We start from the raw sequence: 25,784 nt of genomic DNA, 5'->3' as shown, positions 1-25,784 counted from the left end.
ACCCTCCATCCCCTCAAAACGATAGCCTCAAGATCAGGCAATCCAGAGCCGGCAAACTCGGCCCTGGGACATTGAGGAATTAAGCCAGTTGAAACAAAAACGTCACCTTATCCCCTTTGCCCAACGAAATTCGATCGCCCGGACGAAGCCGATACCGACTCCCCACAGGCAATGGAGAGTTGTTCACGTAGGTTCCGTTAGAACTGCCCACATCTTCCACGAAGTAGACATCCCCTTCAACTCGAATATCTGCATGGATCCGAGAAACAATTTCAGAGTTAGGAAATCCAGATACATCAATATCCGGCGGAATCCGATCGTTGGGCTTGCCAATATGAACCACGGGAACACTCTGTGGCAACTCAATAACTACATTAGTTTGCACATGTAGCAACTTAGCGGTTTGCATCTGCAACTGAGTATGCCCCTCCGGCACCCGACCTTGGGAGAGGTTGAGCGTGGGTCGAACTTCAACGGGAGGATTGGCTGCAGGAGGATTGGCTGCAGGAGTAGGAGCTTCTGGAATAGGGGGCGGCGGAACGGCCACGATCGGGTCTGGAATAATGATGGGATCCGGTGGAATCAGATCGGGGAATGCAGCAGAGAGGGCTTCCGGATCTAGGGGTGGTGGTGGTGCCACAGAGGCAGCGGCGGAACTAGCTGCCGCGATCGTCTGCAAATTAAATCCACACTGGCCACAAAAGCTTGCATCCGATTGAATCGATGCACCACAGTTGGGACAAGAGGATAGAGCAGGTAAAGGGGTAAAGCAAGACTCGCATTGCACAGCCCCAGCGGGATTTTGGTGGTTGCAATTGGGACAACTAATCATGATCAAACTAGGACAGAAGGACTCTAATTACAGAAAAATTGATAGAGCAATTGTCGAAATTGGACTGAAACTTGAGATCATGGAAGCCAAACCATAGACCTGATTCCAGAGCATGTCGGATTCAAGCAATGTTCCGGCTCCTAGAATATCCCCTCAAGTAAGGGATATTCCTTCAGGCAATCCACCCGCCGCCGCTTGATCCATCACCCACCAGAGTTCTCCCTGGGGTTGAATTAACCGAGAGGGATACATCAAATCATCTGCTTGCGGAGCAAACACTTGCTGCAATGCTGCTTGTTTATTCGCCCCTGCCAGCATGAAAATCACACTTCGAGCGGCATTGATCAAGGGAATGGTAAAGGTCAGTCGGGGTTGGCCAGACTTTTCCCCTACGGTAATCCAGCGATCGTAAATCTGCAGAGCAGCCGTTCCAGGGAATAAAGAGGCGGTGTGAGCATCATCTCCCATGCCCAATAGAATCACATCCAAAGCAGGCCATTCCGCAGACGGAGGGCTATCGAACCGAGTTTTGAAGAAAATTCGTAAATCGGCTTCATGCTGAATCGCTGCATCAGCAGGATCCGACAGTTGGGTAGGCATGGGATGAATGTTTTCCGAAGGCAGAGAGACCCGATCGATCCAAGCCTGTTTGACCATCAGATAATTGCTATCGGGATGGTCGTAGGGCACATAGCGTTCATCCCCCCAAAATAGATGGATTTTGTCCCACGGTAAGGATTCCAGGGCCAGTTGTTCATATAACGGTTTTGGAGTGCTGCCACCGGAAAGGGCAATCGTTGCAATTCCTCTTTCAGCGATCGCTGTCTGTAATCGTTCCACAATCAGATCCCGCGTTCGGGTGACCACCCCTGCTAAATCTGGCAAAATTTCGATCGTTCGTGCTGTACTCATGAACTCGCTTTTCCCACACTTTTTCCCACAACAGCTATTTGCAAGCTATTCGACAGGATAGCTAAGAAGCTTGGGGTTTGCCCGTTGTCCTCGCAGAATTTTAAGGTTCCGGGCCACAAGTTTCCCTGATCGTTTTGCAAGCCAACTGCGGAATACTCTTAAGTGTTTCCTAGGACGATTTCTACCCAATCTGGCAGCGAGATAGATTTGGCACCCAGTTTAGTAGGTTGGGCACCCAGGTCAGTCTGTACATTCAGGCAGGTCTGCTAACCAGATAGTCTGTTAACCAGATCAGTTTCATGACCTGGGCCAATGTCCTGTTTGGTTCCTTTCGCAATTTTCCCGGATGGTTCAGGATGCTGTATCGCGGCATGGCAAATCTACCCGATCGCACATCGATCGACCTCAAAGTGTCCCAAGACCTACGTGCGCCCACAAAAAAACTACCTCAACCCCTCCGTTACTGGCGCTGGGTTAGGGTATTGACCTGGTTGGTGGGGGATGTGGCAGCGCTGGCGATTTCCTGGGGGGGGGCCGTTTTTCTGAACCAGTTTTACTCTCCCTTGCCGCCACAATTGGATTGGGGCATGTGGTTGGGCTTGCCGGGACTATTTTGGGCGTTTGTGGGGATCACCTTGGGGGTGTTTGCCTGGGGGGGGCTGTACCCAGCGACATCACGGGCCCAGGACTATGTCCGATCGGGCCAATTGGTCAGCCTGGTTTATTTACTGTCCCTAGTCAGTCAGTATTTCTATGATCCCAAGCTCGCGCCTCCCCGATCGTTGGTCATGACCGCTTGGGTCGGCAGCATCATTCTGGTGGTGAGTTTTCGGCTGCTATCTAGCTTGATTTTGCAGGCTCTAGAACGGTTACAAGCGCCGACGAAGGTCTTTTTAATTGCCCCAGCGGCGCGGTTACCCAAATTAGCCCGTGTTCTACAACGGCAACCCCGCTATCGCATTGTGGGAGCGGCCCTATCCTCCATGGCCACCAGTCAGGCCATTACCCGATCGATCTTGGCCTCTGGAACCCAGGAAGTGCTAGCAGAAAGTTTACCGCACACGGAATTGGCCTCGCAGCTTTACTGGCAGTTGCGGCGATCGGGGATTGTGCTGCGGTTGTTGCCCTCTAGCGTGGAAACCTTGCACCGTCGCGGCATTCCCGAAATTTTCGCGGGAGTGCCCACCCTGCGCCTCGAGCCGCCTTTGCTGACGGGCTGGGACTATCGGGTAAAACGGGTGATGGATATCACAGGGGCGCTGCTGGGGTTGGTATTCCTGTTGCCGTTGTTAATGACGATCGCGATCGCGCTGAAACTCGACTCTCCGGGAAGCATTTTCTTTCGGCAGGAACGCATTGGCCTGCATGGTAAACCATTTCGCATTTGGAAATTTCGCACCATGTATCGCAATGCGGCCCAACTGCAAGCCGCGTTGGAAACCCAGAACCAAAGCCAAGACGGCATTATGTTTAAGCTCAAAGATGATCCTCGGGTGACGCCGATCGGTCGTCTGTTACGACGCACCAGTTTAGATGAGTTGCCACAACTGTTTAACGTACTGTGGGGACAAATGAGCCTGGTTGGTCCCCGTCCGTTGCCCCTCCGGGATGTGGAGCGGTTTGATGAATGGCACCATATTCGCCATCAAGTGCTGCCCGGAATGACGGGACTCTGGCAAATTTCTGGTCGATCGGACATTGATGAGTTTAGCGACGCAGCTCGCTTGGATTTGTACTACATCGATCACTGGTCCCTCAATTTAGATTTAGAAATTTTGCTCCAAACCGTCAAAATTGTGCTTTTTGGAAAAGGCGCATATTAGTTTGCTGATTCTACTGCTCTGTCAGGTAATCTCCATGCCCGAATCCCCCATGCCCGAACCCTCCATGCCCGATTCGTCCACGTCCCATTCTGCCTCTGCTGCAACCCCAGCACCCCGTCCACTTTTGGGGCTGTTGACTGCGGCTCTCTATGCGCTATTCACACTGCTACCGGATAGTAGTACGTTAGTGGTATCTTGGCCGTGGATATTTATTTGGCAGGTGGCGCTGGTGTGTCCGGTGCTGTGGCTGTTGGGACAGGTGCTGCAAACGCGACGCTGGCTTCCCCTAGGACGCGGGTGGGATGGATTAGCGATCGCGGCGATCGTCACAATCGTGGTGTCATCCCTGACGGCGGTCTTTCCAACCCAGGCCCGCTGGTATGGAGCCGCTGCCCTATGCATGATTGCGACGCTCTATGCCCTAAACCAATGGCTCACAACAGCCAATCGACGGCTACAACTGTTGCAATGGCAGGGCTATTTGAGTGTGGGATTTATTGCCACCAGTTTGGGCCTATGGGTCAGCCAAACCTGGTTGCCCACAGTGCAACGGTTGCAATCCTTGCAGCAGGCTACAGGCATCGCCTTACCGTTTAAGTTATCGGTATTAGAAAATCGTAACTGGGCTCCGATCGGCCATCAAAACTACGTTGCGGGTTATTTACTCTTAGCGATTCCGTTACTGATTGGGCTGGGGCTAGAAAGTAAGGGCGCGCGCAAATGGCTATGGTGGGGCGGTGTAGGGCTAGGCTTCCTGGATCTCTATACGACGGCATCCCGCAGCGCGTTACTCACGGTGGTGGTGGTTCTTGTGGCCTTGGGGGCCGTGCGCCTAGCTCACCAAAAGTTACAAACCCGCCAACAGCTTCAAGCGATGGAGCAAGGGCCAGACCCTCAACTCTCAGATCGGTTATACGATCGCGGAATTGATCACACGATCGATCGCTTATCTAAAACTGCACTACCTAAGCAATTTGTTTTAGCTGGCTTGGGGATTGCTGGCTTAATTTTGGCATTGGTGGTCAGCACCGGTCGGCTTCAGGGAATTTTTCGAGCCATTCAAGGGGGCTATGTACCGGGAGAGTTCGGCTATCGGATAATTACTATGGTCACAGGATGGAATATGGGGCTGAGCCGTCCCATCACTGGCCAAGGTTTAGGAGCGGTTCCACTGCTGTACCAGCAATATCGACCGGACTGGGCTGGACAGGAAGCGGAATGGGCCTTTCAGTTGCATAGTACTCCCGCACAGCTTTGGGCAGAATTGGGTTTACTGGGAATTGGATTAGGGTTGGCTACGATCGGATTATTGGGGTTCCAATGGTGGCGCGATCGCGATCGGCATTCTCCCTTAATCTACTGCCTATTTGCGAGTCTGTTTGCCTATGAATTACAAAGTTTGAGTGATTACCAGTTAGACAATCTTTGTATCAGCGGCATCATTGTTGTGATTCTCTCGGTAATCATTAGTAGCTACCATAATGACTTCAATGTATTATCCAGCAGTGACCAAGAACATGAATTGTCTAACGTTCGATTGCAGGATGATTCTAGAATTCCGACTATGATTCCAATTGCGGGCATTAGTGCATTACTACTCGTGATTGCTTCCCTCTGGCCGATTTACCATGGTTGGTTATTGTCTAGCCAGGGATTCAATGCCCTGCAGCAGGTGGAAACCAGCAAAACCCCAGAAGAGAAACAGGCATTCTTCGATCGCTTTGTGCAGTCCCTCACCGATGCCAATAAAGTTGCGCCCTGGGAACCTTACTACGCCTACCAACTGGCTTGGAATCTGGGCGATGTGGGTTTGAAAACCTCCAATCCGCAGCTACTAGAACAGGCGATCGCCACTTTCCGTAAGGCCAATCAAATTACATCTTCCCAGGAATTTGGCCATACCAATCTGGGCTGGTTATGGCTTAACCGCGACCCTAAAGCAGCTGCAAAGGAATTCGCTGAAGCCGCTAGATTACTGCCTGCAAAGCGCGGTGTGCTCTATGGGTTGGGGTTGAGTCTGCTGTATGATAATCAGCCGGATCGAGCGATCGAAGCGATCGCCTTAGAAGTCATCCGCGACCCTAACTTTATGACCAGTCCCCTCTGGCGTGATGCCAAACAAAAACCCTTATTTGACCAAGTGCTGAAACGATCGGAGGGCATTCTGACCGATCTCTTGAATCAAGCGCAAACTGAAACACTAATTCAATCACTACGGTTCTATCGCAGTCGGGTGCGCTGGTGGATAGGCAATGTAGCTGGAGCGAAGGAAGACGCCCAAGCCAGCAACTACAAACCATTGCAAGCCGCGATCGACCTTGCCAATAATCAGCCCCTCAGCGATACCTTGAAAACAGAACTTTCGCCCACCTTATCCGCAACGATCGCCGCTTGGACGCAACCGAACCAACGCCCTGAACAACTCACCGCCGCCTGGGTCAACAGCCTCGCAGACACCCCACCACCCGGTATGATGGAGCAATTGCAAGCGTCCATGGCGCAATCGGCCTCCTTTGACCAATGGATTAAACTCAATGCTCCAGCCAATTCAATTCGGCGATCGCGAGTCGGTTTTGGCGTCGTCAGTCGTCATATTGACGGCCCTCTGCCCAGCGACTTTCTCACCACATCGGATAACATTGGCACGACGGTATTGATGCCCGATGTATTTCCACGAACATTCTACGACCCACAACTAGATACACTGCTTGAGCCGTTGCAAACGAAGCTGATTAAAGAGGTCTCTCCACCCCCTAGGTAACCCCAACCTGTCGAAGGAAGCGCCCCCACGCCCTGTTTCCGCTAGATGATGATTTGACTGAGAATGTTCATTTTCCCACCCACAAAAGGCATACTTTGTCTAGGCGGTTATGCTGTCCCGCAAATGATTGATAGCCGGTTTGAAGTTCTACTTTCAGAGTGCCCCTTTCTGTCATGCATCCCCAACTTTCTGAACTCCCCACGACCGCTCGCACCTATCTCCAATACCTAGAGCGTCTGGAAATTCCCTTAGACTCCGATCTCCAGACACAACTTTACACTGGTTTAGCCCAGACAGATTGGGAAGATCCGCAAACTGCTTTGGATTTAAATAACATTGCTGTCATTGCGTTGATCGAAGCGGAACAGGCTGATAATTCGGAACTACGATCGGTCTATTTTGAAACAGCGATCGAAGCGCTCCAAGCAGCCCAGGGACAACATCCGCTCTGTGCCATCCATTTCGCGATCGCCCAGGGCTTAATCGGCAATAGTGCGGAGGCTCGCCAACTTGCATTTTCAGGCGTGATTAGCAATTCTGAAATTGGTCGTTCTGCACCGTTAGGGCTGGTTTATCTACCGACTGAATTTGAGCACCGCCATCGCTTCCTAGAAACGATTCTGACCTCTGCCAATGGGGATGGACAGGCCCAACGTTTGAGTGCAGCAGCGCTCGTACATTGCAATCCAATTTTTTACAATCCCCTCGGTCAACGGTTTCTCACGATCGCAGAAACCCTATTTCCCCAATCCGTCACACTGCAACTGAAACAAGGGTTGGCTCGATTGATGAGTGGGCAGTGGGAAGGACTACTAAATTTGCAACGGGCGATCGATTTGCAACCCCAGCGACCCGCCATTTTACAAAGCTTGTGCTTAGCCTATCGCAGCCTAGGTGATTTGACCTTGGCGGAATTTTACCAACACCGTGGCCAAGCCATTCGAGCACCCTGGGCCAACTTGCCTTTAGATAGCACCATTACCCACTGTCCCTTTGAACATCTGCATTTTGTGATTGACGCCAGTTTTCAAAGCTTAGTCACGGGTGTATTGCTGGGTGCGGGGGATTGGTTCGAGGCGGAAATGGAATTCTGGCGCGATCGAATTCAACCCGGAATGACCGTTCTTGATGTCGGTGCCAATGTGGGGATCTATACCTTCAGCGCGGCGCAACAGGTGGGTGCCCAAGGTCAGGTTTTGGCGATCGAACCTTTTTCTAAATGCATCGCTGCAATGGTACAGACCTGCGAAATTAATCAGCTTTCCCAGGTTACTGTCTGTCGCGGGGCCGCTAGCGACCATGAAGGTACGCTGAAATTGGCACTCCAGAGTAGCAGTGAACTCAACGAAGTTTGTGCAGAGGATGTTGATCTGCCCGAAGGCAGTTACGAAGCCGTTCCCTGTTTCACCCTAGATAGTCTGATTGACCATCATCGCCTAACGCAGGTGGACTTCCTCAAAATCGATGCGGAAGGCCATGAGCTACAGGTATTAATGGGTAGCGATCGATTGCTCAAGGAATTCAAGCCCACTATTCTGTACGAAAATATTGCAGGGAGTAAGGGTAGCAATTTAACCGTAGCTCAATTTCTCCAAGAAAACGGCTATCAACTCTGCCGCTATCAACCCTTTCTCAAACAATTGCTTCCTTTGGATGCAACGGAGTCGTTCGATGACTGTTTAAATGTAATTGCAATTCCTAGATAGTTTTCCGCTATCAGTTGATTGACTGGTAAACTAGCTTGCTCGATCGTATCGTTAGACCATTAACCTGTACAAGTTCTACTGTAATTCCTATGGCATTTTTCTTACCCATCCTCAAACAACTGGGCTATCTAGATGAGATCTCCATGATGTTGGTGAACGTGGGGTCTCGCAAAATCACCACCGAAGACGACTATGGCAGTCAAAGTTGGGGACTGTTTACGCCCAATTTAACCATTGTTGGCTTTGATGCTGATCCAGAAGCCTGTGAAGCAGCCAATGTGGAATTTGAGGCCCAAGGCCATGATTGGAATGAATTTCATATCCCGATCGCGATCGCGAAGGAAGTCGGTAAAGCCACTCTGCACATCACTAAAAATCCCATGTGTAGTTCGCTCTATCCGCCGAATGAGGAATTGATTCAGCGGTTTCCACGTTTTCCCGACTTAGTCGGCCTTGCGTCTACGGTGGAAATTGAAACCACAACGCTCGATCAATTTTGTCAGGATGAGGCGATCGAAGCAGTGGATTTCCTGCAAGTGGACGTTCAAGGCGCAAACCTACAAGTACTCCAAGGGGCGCAGTCATTGCTTCAACGATCGGTGTTTGCCATCCAAACGGAAGTAGAATTCTCACCTATTTATCGGGACGAACCGTTGTTTGCTGAAACGGATATCTTCCTGCGACAACAGGGATTTACATTGTTTGATCTCTCTCCCCTCTGTCGCGAACAGCGTTCTCCGTTGCATTCTATCAAGCGTCCAGGCCAATTATTGTGGTCAGATGCTATTTACTTACGCGATCCGTTGCAGGCCAGCACACCGGAAGCCTTCAAAACCCCAGAAGCCATCTTCAAACTTGCCTGCATCGCGGATGCGCTAGAGTTTACTGACTATGCCTTAGAACTGCTTGAACACCTCACCTTAACGTTGGGTCAGCAAAATCCAGCCAATAACCTAGCCGACGCGATCGTTCAAAGTTTGGCTCAAGTCCCGGATCTCTTGAAACAAGGGTTAGAAAATGTGCCGGTTGTGCAAAAGGTGCAGCCTTACCTCCATCAGCCCATACCAGTACTATCACCGGAGCCGATTCTGGAGGAGGTTGTCTATGCCCCGCCTGTTCAAGCTTTTCAAAGTGAGCATTATTTACGTCATAACCAACGACGGTTAGAACACTTGGCAAGCTTGGGACTCCCTTTGCAAGGTCGATCGGTACTGGAAGTGGGTGCTGGAATTGGCGATCATACGTCTTTCTTTCTTGATCGGGGTTGTGATGTAGTGACAACTGAAGGTCGGGCTGATAACTTTGAAATCCTGCAACAACGCTTCTCCCAGTTACAATCCTATCTTTTAGATTGCGATCATCCAGATATGACGTTCGATCGCATCTTTGATGTGGTGTATTGCTATGGGTTGTTGTATCACTTACAGGATCCCGTTACGGCGCTGCAATTTATGGCTAAACATTGCGGTGATTTATTGCTACTGGAAACCGCAGTTTCAACGGATACGGATGAGCTGTTGAATCCCTGTGAAGAACCGGTAGCTAGCAAAACTCAAAGTATCCATGGCTTGGGCTGCCGACCTACCCGATCGTGGGTGTATCAACAACTAAAGCAACATTTCTCCTTTGTTTACTTACCTACCACGCAACCCAGTCATGAGGAATTCCCGATCGATTGGACGTTAGACTATTCTCATCAACGATTTACCCGTGCTGTTTTCATTGCATCTCGTAATCCCCTGGACAATCCACGACTAGTCGAAAATATTCCTATGCAGCAAACTCGTTAGATCCAAGTCAGGAAAACCAGGAATGACTCAAGATTCTCAGAGGATGGGTATCTGGAATACGAACCCATCCTCTGCCATAGGCTTCAGACTGGTGCCATAGGCTTCAGACTTGCCCAACAAACTGCTCCCACATGGCAGCAAAAGCTTTTTCCATTTCCTGGGCAAACTGTTTACCATTCCACAGTGGAGAAAATTGTTTAGATTGATGGAGTTTCCAAACAACTTGCTTTCTGAGGTCTAAATCCGTTCCTAATTTAATACCCCATTCCACATATTCCTCAGCACTCCAAGCAATGCCCTCGGTAATGCCTGCGTTCATCATCATGGTGTAGCTATTGCGGGCAGCAAATTGTTGTCCTACCCAAGTCACGATCGGCACTTCCATCCATAGCGTTTCTAGAGTTGTCGTCGCACCATTATAGGGATAGGTATCTAGCACAACATCTGCAATCCGTAAGTTGGCTCGGTGAACTGCCTCCGAGGCTGCATTGGGCAGGAACCGTAGCCGATCGCGATCGACCCCGACTTCATCAGCTAGCTCGTAGAAAAATTTCTGAATCGCCTGATCATCAGCAAACCCTTTAATCAGCAGATAGCTGTTAGGAACACCGTGAATAATTTTCAGTTGCAATCGTGCAGTGTCGCGGTGGCGTTTGTATCCTCGTTGCGTCGTTAGATAAACAATTGCATCTTCTGGAATTTCTAATTCCGATCTCCGCAGCGTTGGCACGCCCAATTCAAACCCATCCACGGCAATATAGGTTTCAGGTAAACGCCATAACTTCTCTGTGTAATAGGCTTGGGCATTCTCCGGGAGAACATAGGGATCGGCAATGAAGTAGTCGATCGCAGACATCCCGATCGCATCCCAGCCAAGCCAAGTTACTTGAATGGGGGCTGGTTTCATTGCTAAGATTTCACAGGTGACATCCAGGGTAATGCTATCGAGATCCATCAGGATATCAATCTGATCTTGATGAATTTGATCAGCCATGCGTTGGCTACTATCTCCAAAATCTCGATCGAGGAAATAGACATGATCAAATTGTTCAACATACCAAGATTGTAAAGAGTCTCCCAGTCGCTCATTAATGAAATAACCGTAGAGTTCAATACGATCGCGATCGTGGTGCTGAATCAACCAACGGGCCAGCCAACCGACTGAATGCCGCCCCATACAATGGGATAGGTAGCCAATCTTGAGTTTTGGGCGACTTCGATTCGCCCCTGTCCGTCTTTGCTGATGTCCCTGCTGATAGCGAGTAACGGCAGCGGTGTGAAACGCCCGTAGTTGATTTTGCGCCAATTCTACAACTTGGTGACGTAACTGGCAGTTATCCAGCGTATCTTGAAAATACGGCAAAAAATAGGTTGATGTCAGCAATCGCAGTACATGAACGGAGGCCAGGTCTTGCAGGGAGTTGATCGATAAGGATTGGAGAAGTTGCTGATGCCGCTGGAGAGCTTCGATCGCTTCGTCCCAATAACCGCCCGCATTCAGTAGCCCTCGCAAAATCAGATGGCTGGCAAAAATTTGCTTGACCAAGCCTTCCACAGCAGCATAATAACGCTTTGCCGTTGCGATCCCCGTATCGTAGTCCGTCGCATCTTGGTAAAACGTCACCAATTGCCCCAAAAATTCTTGGTTGTCGGGATCAACTTCTAGGTAGGCTTCTGCCAAATGCGCTGCAAGCTTGGGATTTCGGGCAGAATGGGCTATTCGCATCGCTGCAGGAAACAAACAATGAATCAACGCATTCAAATCTGGAATATGGGGAATACAAGCCCGGACAAAATTCGCCGACTCTGGATGCATGGGAGCGTGTTGCAATAGCTGACTCATTGTTTCCAGCACTAAGGATGCATCCAAGTGATTTCTGGGACAGGTTGCTAAAAGGTCGATCGCTTCTGCAACACAGTCGGTTTCTGGAACCCAGTGATCCTGCTGGGCAGCTAATTGAATGATGCCCAATAAATTTGATAGATTGGTCGGACAAATGGAGCGCAGATGTTGACGCAATAACCAAACATCATCCCGCGTATTCTCCAAGCTACTTAATGAAGCTTTTCGTTGAGCCTCTGCCTCAACAATGGCGACCAATTCATTCAGCCATTCCTCCTCCGCATCTCCTGCCTCCGCCAACGTCGATAACCAAGTGAATTGGGCTTCTTCTTCTTGATGGCTGAGTAGAAAGGCTAATCCCAAGTACCAATAGTAAACCTGACAAGTTGGCTCTTCTTGAATCCAACCTTCTAAGCGATCGGTCAGTCCCGAATACTGCTTGGTTTGAAGATCTGCTTGAATTAAGGAGAACTGCTCCGGAGAAAGTAGCATAGCCAGTAACAATAATTGCAGATGTTTACAAGATGGGGGATCTCGGAAATGCAGAGTAGATTACGATTTAGAGTAGACTGCAATTCACTACGCTGAATACATCAAATACGATGATTCAAACAAAAAGAGTGGATAGCAATCAACCATCCACTCTCTAACAAAAAATAGGAATCTAACTGAGAATTATTTCTTCAGTTCAGTAAAGCCACCACCGCAACTTGGAGCACCGTTTGCAACAAAGGCAACAGATCCAATTACAGCGACTCCACCACCATTCACACGAGCTTTCTCAGCTTCACACAGAACTGCCAAAGTGGTTGCTTCGCTGGTTGCAGCGACTTGACCGATCTGTACACCACCTGCGTAGGTCTTCAGGGGTGCGGTAGCGTCTTGAATGGGGTTAGCTAAGTTAGCAGCGTTGGTGCTGTTAGCGCCACCACCAGCGATGGTGTACTTGTAGGTACCCGTTTCAGTCTTGATACCCAGACCCAATTGGCCGAAGTCAGCGTTGCTAGCGAACAGGTCTTTTTCCAAGTAGTAGGACTGTTGAGCGCGGTTCATGGAACCGATGTATTGCTTAGCTTCAGATTGCTTCGCTTTGTTTGCTTGGTTCAGGAAGGAAGGCAGTGCAATAGCAGCCAAAATACCGATGATGATGATCACAACCAGCAGTTCGATCAGGGTGAAACCACCTTCACGCTTTTTACCAGCCAAGTGTTGCAGCAGTTTAGCCTTCAGTTCGGTCTTCATCGAAAGTTTCTCCTTAAGGTGCAGGATTTGTTGGACTTCAAATCTCCTGAATCTAACTTACCCAGCCAAATCACAATTCCGATCACCTAATCCGAAAAAAATTTCCAGAATAGTTCAAACAGGTTTATATAGGTCGATCGAGCAAGATATAGCCTAGGCTCTCTAGTCGAATTAAGAGCGCTTTCACTAGGTCGATCGCGGTTTGCTCATCCGTTGGTTCTAAGGTGATTGGGTTAAATGGACGCACTCGACACCAAGATTGCACCAGATCGGCCAAGGAGCGAGGAGCTTCTAGCAAGGGGAGCAGACAGGTTGCCATTCCACTATCGATCGCAACAGGGTCATTGCTAAAACACAGGTAGTTATGTAGCTGCAACGGTTGAACCGCCAAAATACTGTTTTCTAACCCTTCTCGAAACACCGTATTACAGAGCAGGGGATGTAAGTAAACGGTTACAGTCTGCCACTGTTCGCAGTCCCAATCTGCAGGAAGACTCTGCTCTTGCGAAGATCCTGGCAATCCACTATAGAGATCTAAAAGGCGATGCGTTGGATGTAGTAATTCAAACAGATGTAATTGTTCTTCTAGGCTTTTTTCAGCCAGTCCCAAGCCAATTTCCAAGGGTAACTCGTTCACATCTTTGAACAGTTGCACTAAATCCCACTGCCACCAGTTCACCATGCTAATGAACTCTAAACCAGCGGCTTTAAGAGCAGCAAAAAATTCGGGTAGCACCCACCCTTTATCACCTTTCAGGAGATGATTTGCAAGAATATGTTCATCTTCAGTCTCAAAGTTGGGGTTCCAGGCATATAGCTTCAGTTTTGTGCCATCTTTGAGCGCATTCATGGTTTGCCGCACAAGTGCTATGTGCTGGTCATCCGGTGCGCTATCCATCAGCCCCAAAGCAGAAAAAAATTGTTGCCCCCGAAAATAGGCTGCTCTTTGTAAAGAACTGTGGAAATTAGCTCGCAAAATTCCATCGGGCTGCAGCACTTGGGCCATGGCTTGAAGCCCAACGACGGGATCAGGGATCAGATACAACACATCATCAGCGTTGATGTAGTCAAACCGTAAGCCCAAGCTGGGTAAATCCTCAATGGGCATTGCATAAAATTCAGCATTTTCGACTTTGTGGTAGGCTAGCCGCTCCCGCGCCAGTGCCACAGAATCTTCAGAGAGATCTAACCCAATGATTTTGGCCCCCGGGTTGGCCTCAGCCAGCATCAGACACTTGTAACCCGTTCCACATCCTGCGTCTAAGATCACCTTTCCTTGCGGGTCAATCACGCGACGGTTACGGCGATAGTAAGCGGTAGTCAAGCTATGAACATAGAGGGCATTACGGTCATTGGGATACTCATCCAATGGCACCCGAGGATAGGGGGCTTTGTTGAAATGCTGCCTCAGTTTTTCTAACGCTTCGCTTGTGAGGGTGGTATGGGTAGCGCTGGGTTGGGCCGCTGTCATTGGAATATTCCTACAACTCTAGAAAAGGGCAAACGATCGAAACTACCTTCAATATGCCCATTCCTACGAGAAAAGGCGCAGGATTCTCAGCCATTCCTATGAGTTATCCCGTATAGCCCTCTCACCCTCCTACCCCTCTCACCCTCCTACCCCTCTCACCCCTTCCCAAAATGAGAAATCTTACGATATATTATCCGTAGTCGTTATGAGTTTGTATTTAATCCCTATGGCAACTCCCACGGTTGAAAACCAAATTGACAATCAAGTCGAGAATCTCGTCATTATTGGGTCGGGGCCAGCAGGCTATACAGCAGCGATTTATGCAGCACGGGCCAACTTGAAGCCTTTGGTATTCGAAGGGTTTCAAGCGGGAGGGTTACCCGGTGGCCAACTCATGACCACGACTGAGGTTGAAAATTTTCCCGGTTTTCCCAATGGCATTACGGGGCCGCAGTTGATGGCAGGGATGAAAGCCCAGGCCGATCGCTGGGGGGCAGAACTGATCACCGAAGATGTGACGGAGGTCGATCTGAGCCAGCGTCCCTTTGTAATCAAATCCGACGATCGCACCGTCAAGGCCCACAGTGTGATTATTGCGACGGGTGCAACGGCCAAGCGCCTTGGACTCCCCAGCGAAGGTCAGTATTGGAACCATGGGATTTCTGCCTGCGCCATTTGTGATGGAGCGGTACCGATGTTCCAGAATGTGCCCCTGGTGATCATTGGCGGCGGCGATACAGCAGCGGAAGAAGCGCTGTTCTTAACCAAGTACGGTAGCCAGGTGCATATGCTGATCCGGGGCGACAAATTGCGGGCCAGCAAAGCCATGCAAGACCGGGTGCTCAGCCATAGCAAAATTACCGTGCATTGGAACACGTCGGCGATCGATGTGTTTGGCGAAAATGGATTTATGACCGGCGTGCGGGTGAAAAATAACCAAACCGGCGAAGAAAGCGAAATTGCCGCCAAGGGTCTGTTCTACGCGATCGGGCACAACCCCAACACCAGCCTATTTAAAGGCCAGTTGGATCTGGATGAAGTCGGGTACATCGTCACGCAACCCGGTTCTGTGGCGACTAGTGTGGAAGGGGTCTTTGCCGCCGGGGATGTGCAGGATCACGAGTATCGCCAAGCCATTACCGCTGCCGGGACGGGTTGCATGGCAGCACTCTTGGCGGAACGCTGGCTGTCCCACCATGGCTTAGCCCAGGAATTTAAATCAGAAGGCGTGAGTGCAGAAGCCCCTTCCGTGAAGTCTGAAGGAGAGCCTGCTGGAGAATCCGCCTCAGAAGAAACGGATTCTAAGACTGCTCCAACACCGACAGTCACGACTTCCGCCAACTTTAGCCTCGACATCACCCACCACATTGGCGGCTATGCCCTGCGCAAGCTCTACCATGAAAGCGATCGGCTCATCATGGTGAAATACGCCTCGCCCACCTGCGGCCCCTGCCATACCCTGAAGCCAATTCTGGGCAAATTAGTCACAGAATTTGATGGGCAAATTCACTACGTGGAAATTGATATCACTGAGGATCCAGAGGTCGCAGAAGCGGCTGGTGTAGTGGGGACGCCGACGATTCAATTCTTCAAGCACAAAGATAAGGTTGCCGAATTACTAGGGGTGAAGCAAAAGAGCCAATACCGCGAAGTCATTCAATCGCAACTCTAGGGCTGGCCGCCATAGCTTGGGTTCATGCAAGCTGGCATAGCAATCAGGCAGGGCTCCGGCGATCGTGATCAATTTATAGGCCAATCCATAGAGTATTGTGTGAAGAGTCATTGATTCAGTGGCTCTTTTTTCTTGCAGTTTATTGCAGACTTCTTGCAGCGTATTGTCGTCCTGCGGGGTAGACCGGGAGTAGACCTATGGTGGTTAGCAAATCCGTTGCCAGCAAATCTTTGGTAAGCAAAATATTCCGGTGGTTCACCCCTTCGGGCACGGATAGTTTATCGGTACGCCTGATGCAGATTGGGGCAGTGATGACCTTGTTCTTCGTCGCGATCGCCCTGTTTGCACCATTATTGCAGGCGATCGGGCTGCTACAAGATCCTACGGAATTTCTAGATAATCCGCCCCAGGCTGCCCCCTCGTGGAACCATTGGTTTGGCACAACTCGCCTGGGCTATGACGTGTTTTCTCGCACCGTGTTTGGCTCCCAAGCGGCTTTACAGGTGGTCGTCCTAGCAATCTTCTTCAGCCTGCTTCTAGGGGTCCCCCTGGGTATGGTCAGCGGTTACCTGGGCGGCTGGTTCGATCGGGTACTGCTCTTTTGTATGGATACGGTCTACACCCTGCCGGGATTGCTCTTGTCTGTGACGCTGGCATTCGTAGTGGGTCGGGGAGTGCTGAACGCGGCCATTGCCCTCGCGATCGCCTACATTCCTCAGTACTACCGAGTGGTACGCAACCAAACCGTCAGCGTCAAAACGGAAGTTTACATTGAAGCGGCCCAGGCCATGGGGGCCTCCACTTGGCGCGTCCTGACGAAATATTTGGGACTGAATGTGATCCAGAGTGTACCCGTGATTCTCACCCTCAATGCCGCCGACGCTATTCTGACCTTGGGCGGTTTAGGCTTCCTGGGATTGGGGCTGCCGGAGGAAACACCGGAATGGGGGCAGGATTTGCGACAAGCCTTGGATGCGCTGGCCACGGGCGGCATTTGGTGGACGGCTCTTTTCCCAGGCTTAGCCATGACGCTCATGGTGGTGGGATTGTCGTTTTTGGGTGAAGGGTTGAATGCGCTGACAGAGAAGAAGGGAAGGTAGAGGGGTAGGAGGAGTGCGGGTTATAGATCTTCGAGGAGCCATTCGGAGGCCCGATCGCCCAAATCCACGGGAATGCTGACGGCTTTGCCAATGCGGGGTTTTTCGCGGGTTTTTTCCAAATAACTCAGCACTTGGTCAACGACGCCCCAGGCTTCTAGGTGGCTGAGAACCCAGTTGAGATGGGCAATGTAATCTTCTTCCGTCGCACCAAAGGAAACCTGTTCCAAGTACTTCCACATAACTTGGACAAAAATTTTGCCTTTGACTTGGCGCAGTTGGATGTCGTAGGAAAAACCCCACTTATTGATCAGAATTTGTTGAAAGTCTTGTCCAGTCATGGCGAAGGGCGATCGTCTTCCACTACCCTACCACTCTCCCACCCTGTATCCCCAGGCAACCTCACCTGGATGCAGTTGGTACCCTGAGAAATCTGTGCCCCTTCACGCTTAGAAAAATTTCATGAACGGGATCTCCCAGATGAGTAATCTCAGGCTGCGTGTTAATTCGGCGTTAAAGTCTGTAATAATACAGGTTGGAAAGGCTGTATGCTGCGCCTATCAATGGCTTGATGAAGTGTGATCATCTGTAAAACGTTGTCTCAACGTCATGCATAGATCAACGATCGCAGCATCAACGCTCTTATTTTGTAAAGAGATGTTAAGACAAAGCGTTAAGAATTCGTTTTGTTCTTTAATTGCCTTCTGTCGTCCGAAGTCACTCCCGAACCATCTAGTGTAGTCATGGCTCAAGTTTCCAGTTCCGCAGACGTTCCCAGCATGGGTCGTCGCCAATTCATGAACCTACTCACCTTCGGTACTGTGACCGGAGTTGCGCTGGGTGCGCTGTATCCTGTGGTGAACTATTTCATCCCACCCTCGGCTGGGGGTAGTGGTGGTGGTGCAACCGCAAAGGATGCATTGGGTAACGATATCGTGGTCAGCGAGTATCTCACAACCCACTTGCCGGGTGATCGCTCTCTGGCTCAGGGCTTGAAGGGTGATCCGACCTACGTGGTGGTGCAAGATGATGGCGCGATCGCAAGCTACGGGATTAACGCTGTCTGCACACACTTGGGTTGTGTCGTGCCCTGGAATGCTAGCGAAAATAAATTCATGTGCCCCTGCCACGGCTCTCAGTACGACGCAACGGGTAAGGTTGTTCGGGGGCCTGCACCCCAATCGTTGGCGCTGGCCCATGCCACCATCGAGAACGATCGCATCAGCTTCACTCAATGGACGGAAGAAGATTTCCGGACTGGGGAAGATCCTTGGTGGGCCTAGGGTTTAAGCAATTTCCCATCGTCTTTTGTTATTGCGTTTTGTTATTGCGTTGACTGGGTATTCATGAAAACGGTTAATGTTTCTGCAAACTGGCTGAAAGCCATTCTCCGCAGAGCAGTTCTGGCAGTCGCGATCGTTTGCGTCTTTTTGAGCGCAAGCCTTTCCCTGTCTAAGCCTGCCTCTGCCTATCCGATCTTTGCACAGCAGCAGTACGAAAATCCTCGGGAAGCAACGGGGCGTCTGGCCTGTGCAAACTGCCACCTAGCGAAGAAGCCGACCGAGGTGGAAGTGCCTCAATCCGTGCTGCCGGATACGGTGTTTGAAGCCGTAGTCAAAGTGCCCTACGACCAAAACATTCAACAGGTTGCGGGCGACGGCAGCAAGACGGGTCTGAACGTGGGTGCGGTTGTGGTATTGCCGGAAGGCTTTACCCTGGCTCCCGAAGATCGTATGACCGATGAGCAACGGGAAGAAGTGAACGCTATGTTCATTCAACCCTACAGCGAAGATAAGCCCAACATTCTAGTGGTTGGCCCTCTGCCCGGTGAACAGTATCCGGAACTGAAGTTCCCCATTCTGGCACCCGACCCCAATGAAGATGACGCCATTGAATTTGGGAAGTACCAAATCCATGTGGGTGGTAACCGGGGTCGGGGTCAGGTGTATCCCACCGGGGAAAAGAGCAACAACACGGTCTACACTGCGTCTCAAGCCGGGACGATCGCTGCGATCGCGCAAACCGAAGATGGCGGTTACAGCGTGACGATCCAAGGTGAGAAAGGCACAACGGAAGAAACCATTCCTCCGGGGCCTGCGCTAATCGTTGCAGAAGGTGATGAAGTTGCAGCGGGTGCCGCATTGACGAACAACCCCAACGTCGGTGGTTTTGGTCAAGCTGACGTGGAAATCGTTCTGCAAGATCCCAACCGGATTCTGGGTCTAGTGGCGTTCTTCGCGATCGTGACTTTGGCGCAAATTCTGCTGGTGCTGAAGAAGAAACAGGTCGAGCGCGTTCAAGCTGCCGAAATGAACTTCTAAGGCTTGTTCCCTAGCAATGGCAATAGAGAGTTGCATCCACTGCCTCTCAGTCACTGCCATTCCCCTAGTGAACATTACTCTAAATGTTGCGATAGTTAAGGTCTGGATCAACCAGACCTTTTTTATTGCGCCCTACTTTGCTTGCATCGGGATGCTTCATAAAAACTTGCATCCCGATGCTGCATAAAAAACAGACCCGCGATCGCGAGTCTGAAAGAACAATATGCTATTCAACTAGATCGATTCATTGCAACTAGCGCAATCGTAATCAGTGAAGTCGCAACCAGTGCAATCACAACCAGCGCAATCAATCACAGTCCGTACATAGATCATCGGGAAATCGCGTTAGAAAATTCGGCGAAACACATCCCCGATCGTATCGCCAACGTCCCCAAAGAAGTCACGGATTGCTGATGTACTTTGATTGAATACATTGCGCAATACCCGCTCAACATCACTGCGGGAGAAGCCAATCCGCTGCAAAAGGCGTCCGGCATCCTGGGCACTTTGGGAATAGACCGTCTGGAGAACCCGCCCCACATCCTCTGCACCGTAGCCGATCGATCGCAACGTCCTTGCAGTCACTTCCGCACTTTGCCGATACACCCCTTGGAGAACCTGGCCCACTTCCTGAACAGAGTAGCCAACCGCTCGCAGCACTTGGGCGGTGGAAGTTGCGCTCAGACTGTAGACATTCTGTAAGGTGCGCCCGATATCTTGGACACCATAGCCGATCGATCGGAGGATACTTGCCGCAGCATTACTGCTCTGACTGTAGGTCGATTGCAATACCCGCCCCACTTCTTCCGCTCGGGTTCCCAGATTGCGGAAGACCTGAGCAGCCTGCTGGGCGGTTTGGCGATAGACATCTCGCAACACAGTACCAACATCCAAGACGGCGTACCCTAAATCGCGCAGAATTTGCGCCGCTTGCTGAGCGGTTTGGTTATACACCCGCTGGAGAACCCGACCCACTTCCTGAAGGTTGGTCCGCAAATCCCGTAGAATTTGCGCTGTTTGTTGCGCCGTTTGTCGATAGACTCCCTGCAAAACCGTGGCAATCTCTTGGGCCCCATCGCGAATATTTTGCAAAATCTGCGCGGCTTGCGCTGCCGTTTGTCGATAGGCTCCTTGCAGCGCTTGGCCCACCTGTTGCAGGGTATAACCCGCCGTTTGCAGTGCTTGAGCCGCCGCTTGGGCCGCTAGGCGATAGCCATCGCGTAGCACCACCGCCACATCTCCAGCAAATTGAATTACGCCCTCGCGTACCGCCCTTAGCCATGCCGTAGCATCGCTCAGCAGTTCCCGGAAGATGGCAGCAGCTTGGGCTTGAATTTGGGCCGCGATGTGTCGAGCCAAGTCTTCGATCGTTTGAAAAGCCACAGTCACCGTAAATCCAGGCAGTTGCCAAGTGCGGTTATTCCATTGGAAGGAACCACCCACCTGTGCCGAGAACCCAGCCGAGGTCATCCCAACCGTGATTCCAGCGTTAAACCGAGTATTGAGATTCATCCCATCCACCAGACGGACACCCGTAATGGGGTCATGAATGGGGCCAATATTCAGATTCAAGGGCACATCCACATTTACAGCACCCATCACCGCAAAGTCGTTGTTCTGCACGGTTACGGCCAAGGTCGTCGTCACTCCCAGCCAACTTCCCTGCAAAAAGACCTGATTGTTCGTAATCAACCCACGGGCATCAGCCAGCGTCAGTCCTGCTAGGGAAGTGGTGACATGACCGCTGAGGTTAAGCTCGGAGCCATTCAGCACCCCCGCCAGCCGACCATTGGCCTGCAACGGAGACCCCGCAGGGAAGAGGTTGAGGTCGCCCCGTAACCAAAAATTAGTATCCACCACCTGAACATCGCCAGTAAAGATGCGGTGATTCAAGATCGATAGATGGCTGTGACCCGCCAGTTGGAATGCACGGTTACCCACTGGGAGATTGAGATCTGGGGCATCGGGATTGGCGAACACCAGCGGCGCACCCGTAGCCAACCATTGAGCTCCATTCACCGTGCCGTTATGGCCGTTGGGGCTGCGATCGCGGGCGATCGTCCCGGTTCCTTCATCAAAGCTCCAGTAACCCACTAATCCAGCTTCCCGTCCGCTGAGGGAGCGATTGCGATCGGCCTGAATTTCCACCGCCGTTTTGGCCCGGTTCCAGAGGCGCACTTCATCGATTTGACCTTGGAAAAAGCGTTCTGTTCCAGTGCCCCGTGCCCCGATCGCCCAGTTGGCATCCGGGATTGCAATCGCACCCCGATCGCCCTGGGTAAAGCTGATCTGCACACCATTGCGATACAGCCGCCAGTTTTGGCCATCATAGACCCCCGCCAAATGCACCCAAGCGCCGATATCCTCGGGGGGAATTGGGGCTGAGGTGAGATAGTTACGGCCATCCCAGGAACCCACTTCGTATCGTCCGTTATTGACGCGCAGGAAAACTTCCCCATTCGGCGAAACCCGATGGCCATGGGCCACAATGTTGCGTAAACCATTCACCGTTGCGGGACGCACCCAAGCCTCGATCGTGATGGGGCCATCAAAGTTCAACCCTGCCGGATTGCCCAACTGCACCCAATCGTCCTGGCCATCATAGGAGAGTCCAAAGCGCAGTTCTTCCGTAGCCGGGAGGGCTGCTGCTCCCGCCAGCGGAGCATTGATGGCGACCCGACCCGCCACTTCCAACTCTAGGAAGCGATCGATTTCTCCGGCAATGCGGAACCCTGTGCGGAAGCCCTGACTGCCGGATGCCACCAAGCCAAACGCCGCTTCCAGTTCCGCCACATTGGCCACCGTCCAGGTGCCTTTCAGGAAAGTCACTAAACCTTCTTCTGGGGTAGGTGCTGCTGCCGCAGCCGCAGGCAAAATCGACAATAAGCCTTGGGCTTGGGCTTCATCGGTCAGTTGCAGTTGGCGGAAGATGCGATCGCGGCTATCTGCACGGGCAATCAGTTGCTGGAATTCCCCAGGCGTCGTCACCAACCAGCCCAGCTGACTACGCAAACTGACAAAGGAAACATCCACACCCCCCACGCGATATTCCAGGGGCAATGCTTGAATCAGTTCGTTGAGTGACAGGGTTTTCAAGCCATTCAGCAGATGGGCCAAGTTGGCATAGAGATCAATATCTGGGCCATCCACTCCTGGCCCCAGCATTTGGCTGCCTAAATATTCCGGCAAACGCAGGTAATTGCTATCCAACGAGAAACGCAGATTGACATTATCTGGGGGCGTATTGGGATTAAGCAGAAAGTCTCGATCGGTAAAAAATCGTCGCAAGTCTGCCAGAATGCGACTCACTTCACCCAGATCAAAACTCGGCATGGGGAATTGGGCATGGGTTTGCAGCGTCAGCCCTTCTAGCCCTAGGTATTCAATCCCCACTTCGTCGTAGAACAGCGGAATGGGAATGGGGATTACAGTTTGATAGACAATAATCATGAACAAGTTACGCAAAACCAAGCGACGCTGCAAATCGCGGGTATTGGGTAAGGGAATCGCGTCATCATCCGGTAAGGCCAACGATGCGGCTAGGGTAATCAGATCAAATTGATCCAGATTGGCATCCACTTCCAGTAGGAACAAACTACCGCCAGAGAGTTCCCCAAAGGAAAGGCTACGCAATTCAATCCCATTCAAAACGGGAACGGGAATGGGGAGCAGGGGATTCACTTGGAACGATGGGTAGAGCAGTCGAATCGGATCATCACCTTCATTGACACGGGCGTTAATCTTGGCTGTCCCACTGGGGGTCACGGAAATTGCAAAGGTAAAACTATCGGGAATTTCAACATTGAGATAGTCCCGGAATTGGCTGGGCAATTGATTCACCCGATCGCCAATCAAGTCTAAGGCATCGGTGATTTCGGTGGGCACATCCCCGATCGTGGCCAAGAGTTGGCGTAACTCCTGCGATCGGAAATTGTCATTATCATCGAGAATCTGAATATCTTGGAATGGTAGTCCATCGGGAATAGTAGCGGCTACGGCTCCGAGTCCCGCTGCTTCTAGCAACCGTTTGAAAGGAGTTAAGGGCAAACTTAAGGGACGAATAACTTCAAATCCACCGCTCGCCATGAAACTCGATTGTGCAGTGTCATAGCTAAAGACAGGCACCTGCAAGCGGACTTCCCCAAAGCGTCCCAAATCAACATGCCAGTATGCAATTCCATTGTCTTCCTCAATCCGCACAGCTCGGATGGGTGAAGTCACTGGCGTCACGCTAATTCCCGCCGTCCCGATCGCTAGTCGTAAATTAACGGTTGTCTCTTCGGGATTGCGGGGGTCGAAGGTATTGAAAAATTCCAAATTAGGATTTCTATTGCTATCGACTCCGAATAGGTTATTCAGATCCGAAGGTAATCCCAATGCTAAATCCGCAGAGACTTCAATGTTGCTATCAATGCGAACCGCTAAATTCACCACATCAACTTGCATGGTGCCGAGGGGAATGGTGAGATTATTAATCTCAATATCGGGAATCTCAAACTCAGCAGCATTGACCGCCCGATCGGCAATAATCATGACCCGATCGCGATCGGCCCGGAATTGGGCTTGAATTTGCGGGGGGAGAACCCGATAAACCGAAGGATGCCACCCGGCGAAGGCCAGATCAACCGCAGTTTCAAACGCCCAAGCCGATCGCTGCGGTTGTGCCGCAAGGGTCTGGCGGGCGATCGTAATTTCCCCAAACTGCAACCGCAGCGACGCTTCCTGATTCGGCGGTAAGGGAATCACAGCCTCTGCGGCATCGGGCATGAAGACCAAGCGAGTTGTCCGATCTTCCCGGCTCAGCGTCAGCAGTCCTTGCACATTCAGCACATTTTCCAGTTGCAGATGACCTGCCGCCGCCAGTGACCAGTTGGCTGGTTCTCCGGTGGTAGACTGGGCTAGAGTCATCGCCAGATTGGCAATTCCCAAGCGTCCCACCTCTGGCAAATTCACAAGTTCCAGGGTTCCGTCGATCGCCAGTGCCAGCATAAATAAGCGACGTTCCGCCCCCTGGACATAGCTGGCCGAAAGTTGCAAGGATTCATCCAAAATCGTCGCGGCGACTGTTCCTGCCAGCATCCACTCACCCGCTTCTAGGTTAAAGGTGAAATCGCAATCCTGGAGGGAGAGGTCAGGCGCGATCTCCAAGGGGCCAGCCCCTCGAACCGCTAAGGCTGCATTCACCTGACTTGCCAAGCGGCTCACGCCGAGGTCTACCTGCACGTTCAAGCCTTGACTCGTAAAGGCCCATTCGCTGTCCACCTGTGCATTTAAGGCAAACTCACCGGAACCGGGCGAAACGGTCAACGCCAATGTTGAGAAAACAAAGTTAGGCAGATCCTGAGGCCCCTGATTCGTATTTAAGAACAGGTCGGCCACCGTTGTGAGGGATAAAGACTGCAACTCAGAGCGCCAAGTGACTGTTTCACCAACGTCTAAGGAGAGCACGATCGCAATGGCTTCGCCTGTCTTCGGTAAGAGGGAACCTTGGATTGTCCCTGTAACTTGACCGCCCGAAACCGTCAGCGCCATCTGCAAATTGGCGATCGGTAACCAAGGCACCCCTGGAATAGACCCGACGGGCACGATCGTCATCACAGAAAGGTCAACAGCCTCTCCATTGGCTGTAAAAATTAAATTGACTCCAACGGGATCTGTTCCAAAGATCCGCGCCTTTCCAGAGAGCATTACTGTATTATCCAAGCTTGTCAGAGTTGCCTCTGTGAGCATGAGTGGAGAGCTATTGAGAATACTGAGAATATCGGTGAGATCAAATCCATCGATCGCACGGTCACCTAAGATAATTTGTCCACTTTGTAGAGCACTTTGCAGAGCAGTGGCAATTGTTGGAAGTGTCATTATTGTTGTCCTTACAGGGGCAATAGAGAATATGTAACCGTTCTATTTGAGAGCTCGTTAATTCTCAAATCTAGTTCTCAAATCTAGCTCTCAAACTTGTTAAACCTTGAGTGGATTGATTGGATTAATTCGCCTAAGCATAATTTCAGAACTATTTAAAGAAGGCTCCTAAAGGAATACATTTAACACTCCAGATCTTCCAGATACCGAAAACCAAATTTCAGATTATTTCGAGATTATTCCAAAACTTAATTTTCAACATAAGCAGGGTCTGTACTGATAGGATACTCAGCCCAAAAGCCTCCCAAATAAGCTTTTCCAGCATTTTTACCCAACTTGTATTTTCAGATTAATCTATCGATCGTTTGTAGATCACTTATCAATCAGCTTGAGATCCAGGGTAAGCGCATCTTAAAGAGTAGCTCTGTATACAGACGATTTGCATAGACTGTGAG

The 25,784-nt window shown here is 50.9% G+C and carries 15 protein-coding genes; 8 read left to right on the top strand and 7 right to left on the bottom strand.

Annotation, left to right across the window (positions count from 1 at the left end; translation table 11 throughout):
- Positions 1 to 79: 79 nt before the first annotated feature.
- Together ACN4EG_RS18990 and pgl are read right to left on the bottom strand one after the other, a co-directional pair.
- Complete coding sequence (locus ACN4EG_RS18990) at positions 80 to 832, bottom strand: FHA domain-containing protein (protein WP_431631752.1); 753 nt, start codon at positions 830 to 832, stop codon at positions 80 to 82.
- 153 nt (positions 833 to 985) lie between these two features.
- Positions 986 to 1,744: a 6-phosphogluconolactonase gene (gene pgl / locus ACN4EG_RS18985; RefSeq protein WP_431631751.1), complete on the bottom strand. Its 759-nt coding sequence runs from the start codon at positions 1,742 to 1,744 to the stop codon at positions 986 to 988.
- A gap of 299 nt (positions 1,745 to 2,043) precedes the next feature.
- Between pgl and ACN4EG_RS18980 the strand changes: the two genes are divergently transcribed.
- The 4 genes from ACN4EG_RS18980 (at position 2,044) to ACN4EG_RS18965 (ending at position 9,824) form a co-directional block, all read left to right on the top strand.
- Entirely contained in the window at positions 2,044 to 3,567 is a 1,524-nt protein-coding gene (locus ACN4EG_RS18980; RefSeq protein WP_431631750.1) for a sugar transferase, read from the top strand.
- Positions 3,568 to 3,601: 34 nt separating this feature from the next.
- Positions 3,602 to 6,328 carry an O-antigen ligase family protein gene (locus ACN4EG_RS18975; protein ID WP_431631749.1) on the top strand — a complete coding sequence of 909 codons (2,727 nt, stop codon included), beginning with the start codon at positions 3,602 to 3,604 and terminating at the stop codon, positions 6,326 to 6,328.
- A gap of 173 nt (positions 6,329 to 6,501) precedes the next feature.
- Positions 6,502 to 8,034, top strand: coding sequence for an FkbM family methyltransferase (locus tag ACN4EG_RS18970; protein WP_431631748.1), 1,533 nt, complete (start codon positions 6,502 to 6,504; stop codon positions 8,032 to 8,034).
- Positions 8,035 to 8,123: 89 nt separating this feature from the next.
- The gene (locus ACN4EG_RS18965) at positions 8,124 to 9,824 is read left to right on the top strand and encodes an FkbM family methyltransferase (RefSeq protein WP_431631747.1); all 1,701 of its coding nucleotides are present in this window, start codon (positions 8,124 to 8,126) and stop codon (positions 9,822 to 9,824) included.
- Between the two features lie 103 nt (positions 9,825 to 9,927).
- On the opposite strand, the gene ACN4EG_RS18960 is transcribed toward ACN4EG_RS18965, so the two are convergent.
- The 3 genes from ACN4EG_RS18960 to ACN4EG_RS18950 all read right to left on the bottom strand — a co-directional run bounded on the left by ACN4EG_RS18960 (position 9,928) and on the right by ACN4EG_RS18950 (position 14,380).
- The gene (locus tag ACN4EG_RS18960; protein WP_431631746.1) at positions 9,928 to 12,159 is read right to left on the bottom strand and encodes an O-linked N-acetylglucosamine transferase, SPINDLY family protein; all 2,232 of its coding nucleotides are present in this window, start codon (positions 12,157 to 12,159) and stop codon (positions 9,928 to 9,930) included.
- Between the two features lie 183 nt (positions 12,160 to 12,342).
- Positions 12,343 to 12,909 carry a type IV pilin-like G/H family protein gene (locus ACN4EG_RS18955; protein WP_431631745.1) on the bottom strand — a complete coding sequence of 189 codons (567 nt, stop codon included), beginning with the start codon at positions 12,907 to 12,909 and terminating at the stop codon, positions 12,343 to 12,345.
- A gap of 124 nt (positions 12,910 to 13,033) precedes the next feature.
- Positions 13,034 to 14,380 carry a class I SAM-dependent methyltransferase gene (locus ACN4EG_RS18950; protein ID WP_431631744.1) on the bottom strand — a complete coding sequence of 449 codons (1,347 nt, stop codon included), beginning with the start codon at positions 14,378 to 14,380 and terminating at the stop codon, positions 13,034 to 13,036.
- 226 nt (positions 14,381 to 14,606) lie between these two features.
- Between ACN4EG_RS18950 and trxB the strand changes: the two genes are divergently transcribed.
- Together trxB and ACN4EG_RS18940 are read left to right on the top strand one after the other, a co-directional pair.
- Entirely contained in the window at positions 14,607 to 16,052 is a 1,446-nt protein-coding gene (gene trxB, locus ACN4EG_RS18945) for a thioredoxin-disulfide reductase (protein WP_431631743.1), read from the top strand.
- A gap of 197 nt (positions 16,053 to 16,249) precedes the next feature.
- Complete coding sequence (locus tag ACN4EG_RS18940) at positions 16,250 to 17,152, top strand: ABC transporter permease (RefSeq protein ID WP_431631742.1); 903 nt, start codon at positions 16,250 to 16,252, stop codon at positions 17,150 to 17,152.
- 20 nt (positions 17,153 to 17,172) lie between these two features.
- Here ACN4EG_RS18940 and ACN4EG_RS18935 read toward each other — a convergent pair whose 3' ends face one another.
- A complete protein-coding gene (locus tag ACN4EG_RS18935) occupies positions 17,173 to 17,490 on the bottom strand; it encodes a DUF3067 family protein (RefSeq protein ID WP_431631741.1) in 318 nt (105 codons plus the stop codon).
- Between the two features lie 402 nt (positions 17,491 to 17,892).
- Here ACN4EG_RS18935 and petC point away from each other — a divergent pair, with 402 nt between their 5' ends.
- Together petC and petA are read left to right on the top strand one after the other, a co-directional pair.
- Positions 17,893 to 18,432, top strand: coding sequence for a cytochrome b6-f complex iron-sulfur subunit (gene petC / locus ACN4EG_RS18930; protein WP_431631740.1), 540 nt, complete (start codon positions 17,893 to 17,895; stop codon positions 18,430 to 18,432).
- A 63-nt stretch (positions 18,433 to 18,495) separates the two neighbouring features.
- On the top strand, positions 18,496 to 19,470 hold the full coding sequence (gene petA / locus ACN4EG_RS18925) for a cytochrome f (protein WP_431631739.1): 975 nt from the start codon (positions 18,496 to 18,498) through the stop codon (positions 19,468 to 19,470).
- Positions 19,471 to 19,815: 345 nt separating this feature from the next.
- Here the strand turns inward: petA and ACN4EG_RS18920 are convergent, their stop codons facing one another.
- Positions 19,816 to 25,329: a LamG domain-containing protein gene (locus tag ACN4EG_RS18920; protein ID WP_431631738.1), complete on the bottom strand. Its 5,514-nt coding sequence runs from the start codon at positions 25,327 to 25,329 to the stop codon at positions 19,816 to 19,818.
- Between the last annotated feature and the right edge of the window lie 455 nt (positions 25,330 to 25,784).

The organism is Alkalinema pantanalense CENA528, assembly GCF_050753345.1.
Lineage (GTDB): Bacteria > Cyanobacteriota > Cyanobacteriia > Leptolyngbyales > Leptolyngbyaceae > Alkalinema > Alkalinema pantanalense.
This window is presented reverse-complemented; position numbering and strand designations above follow the sequence as displayed.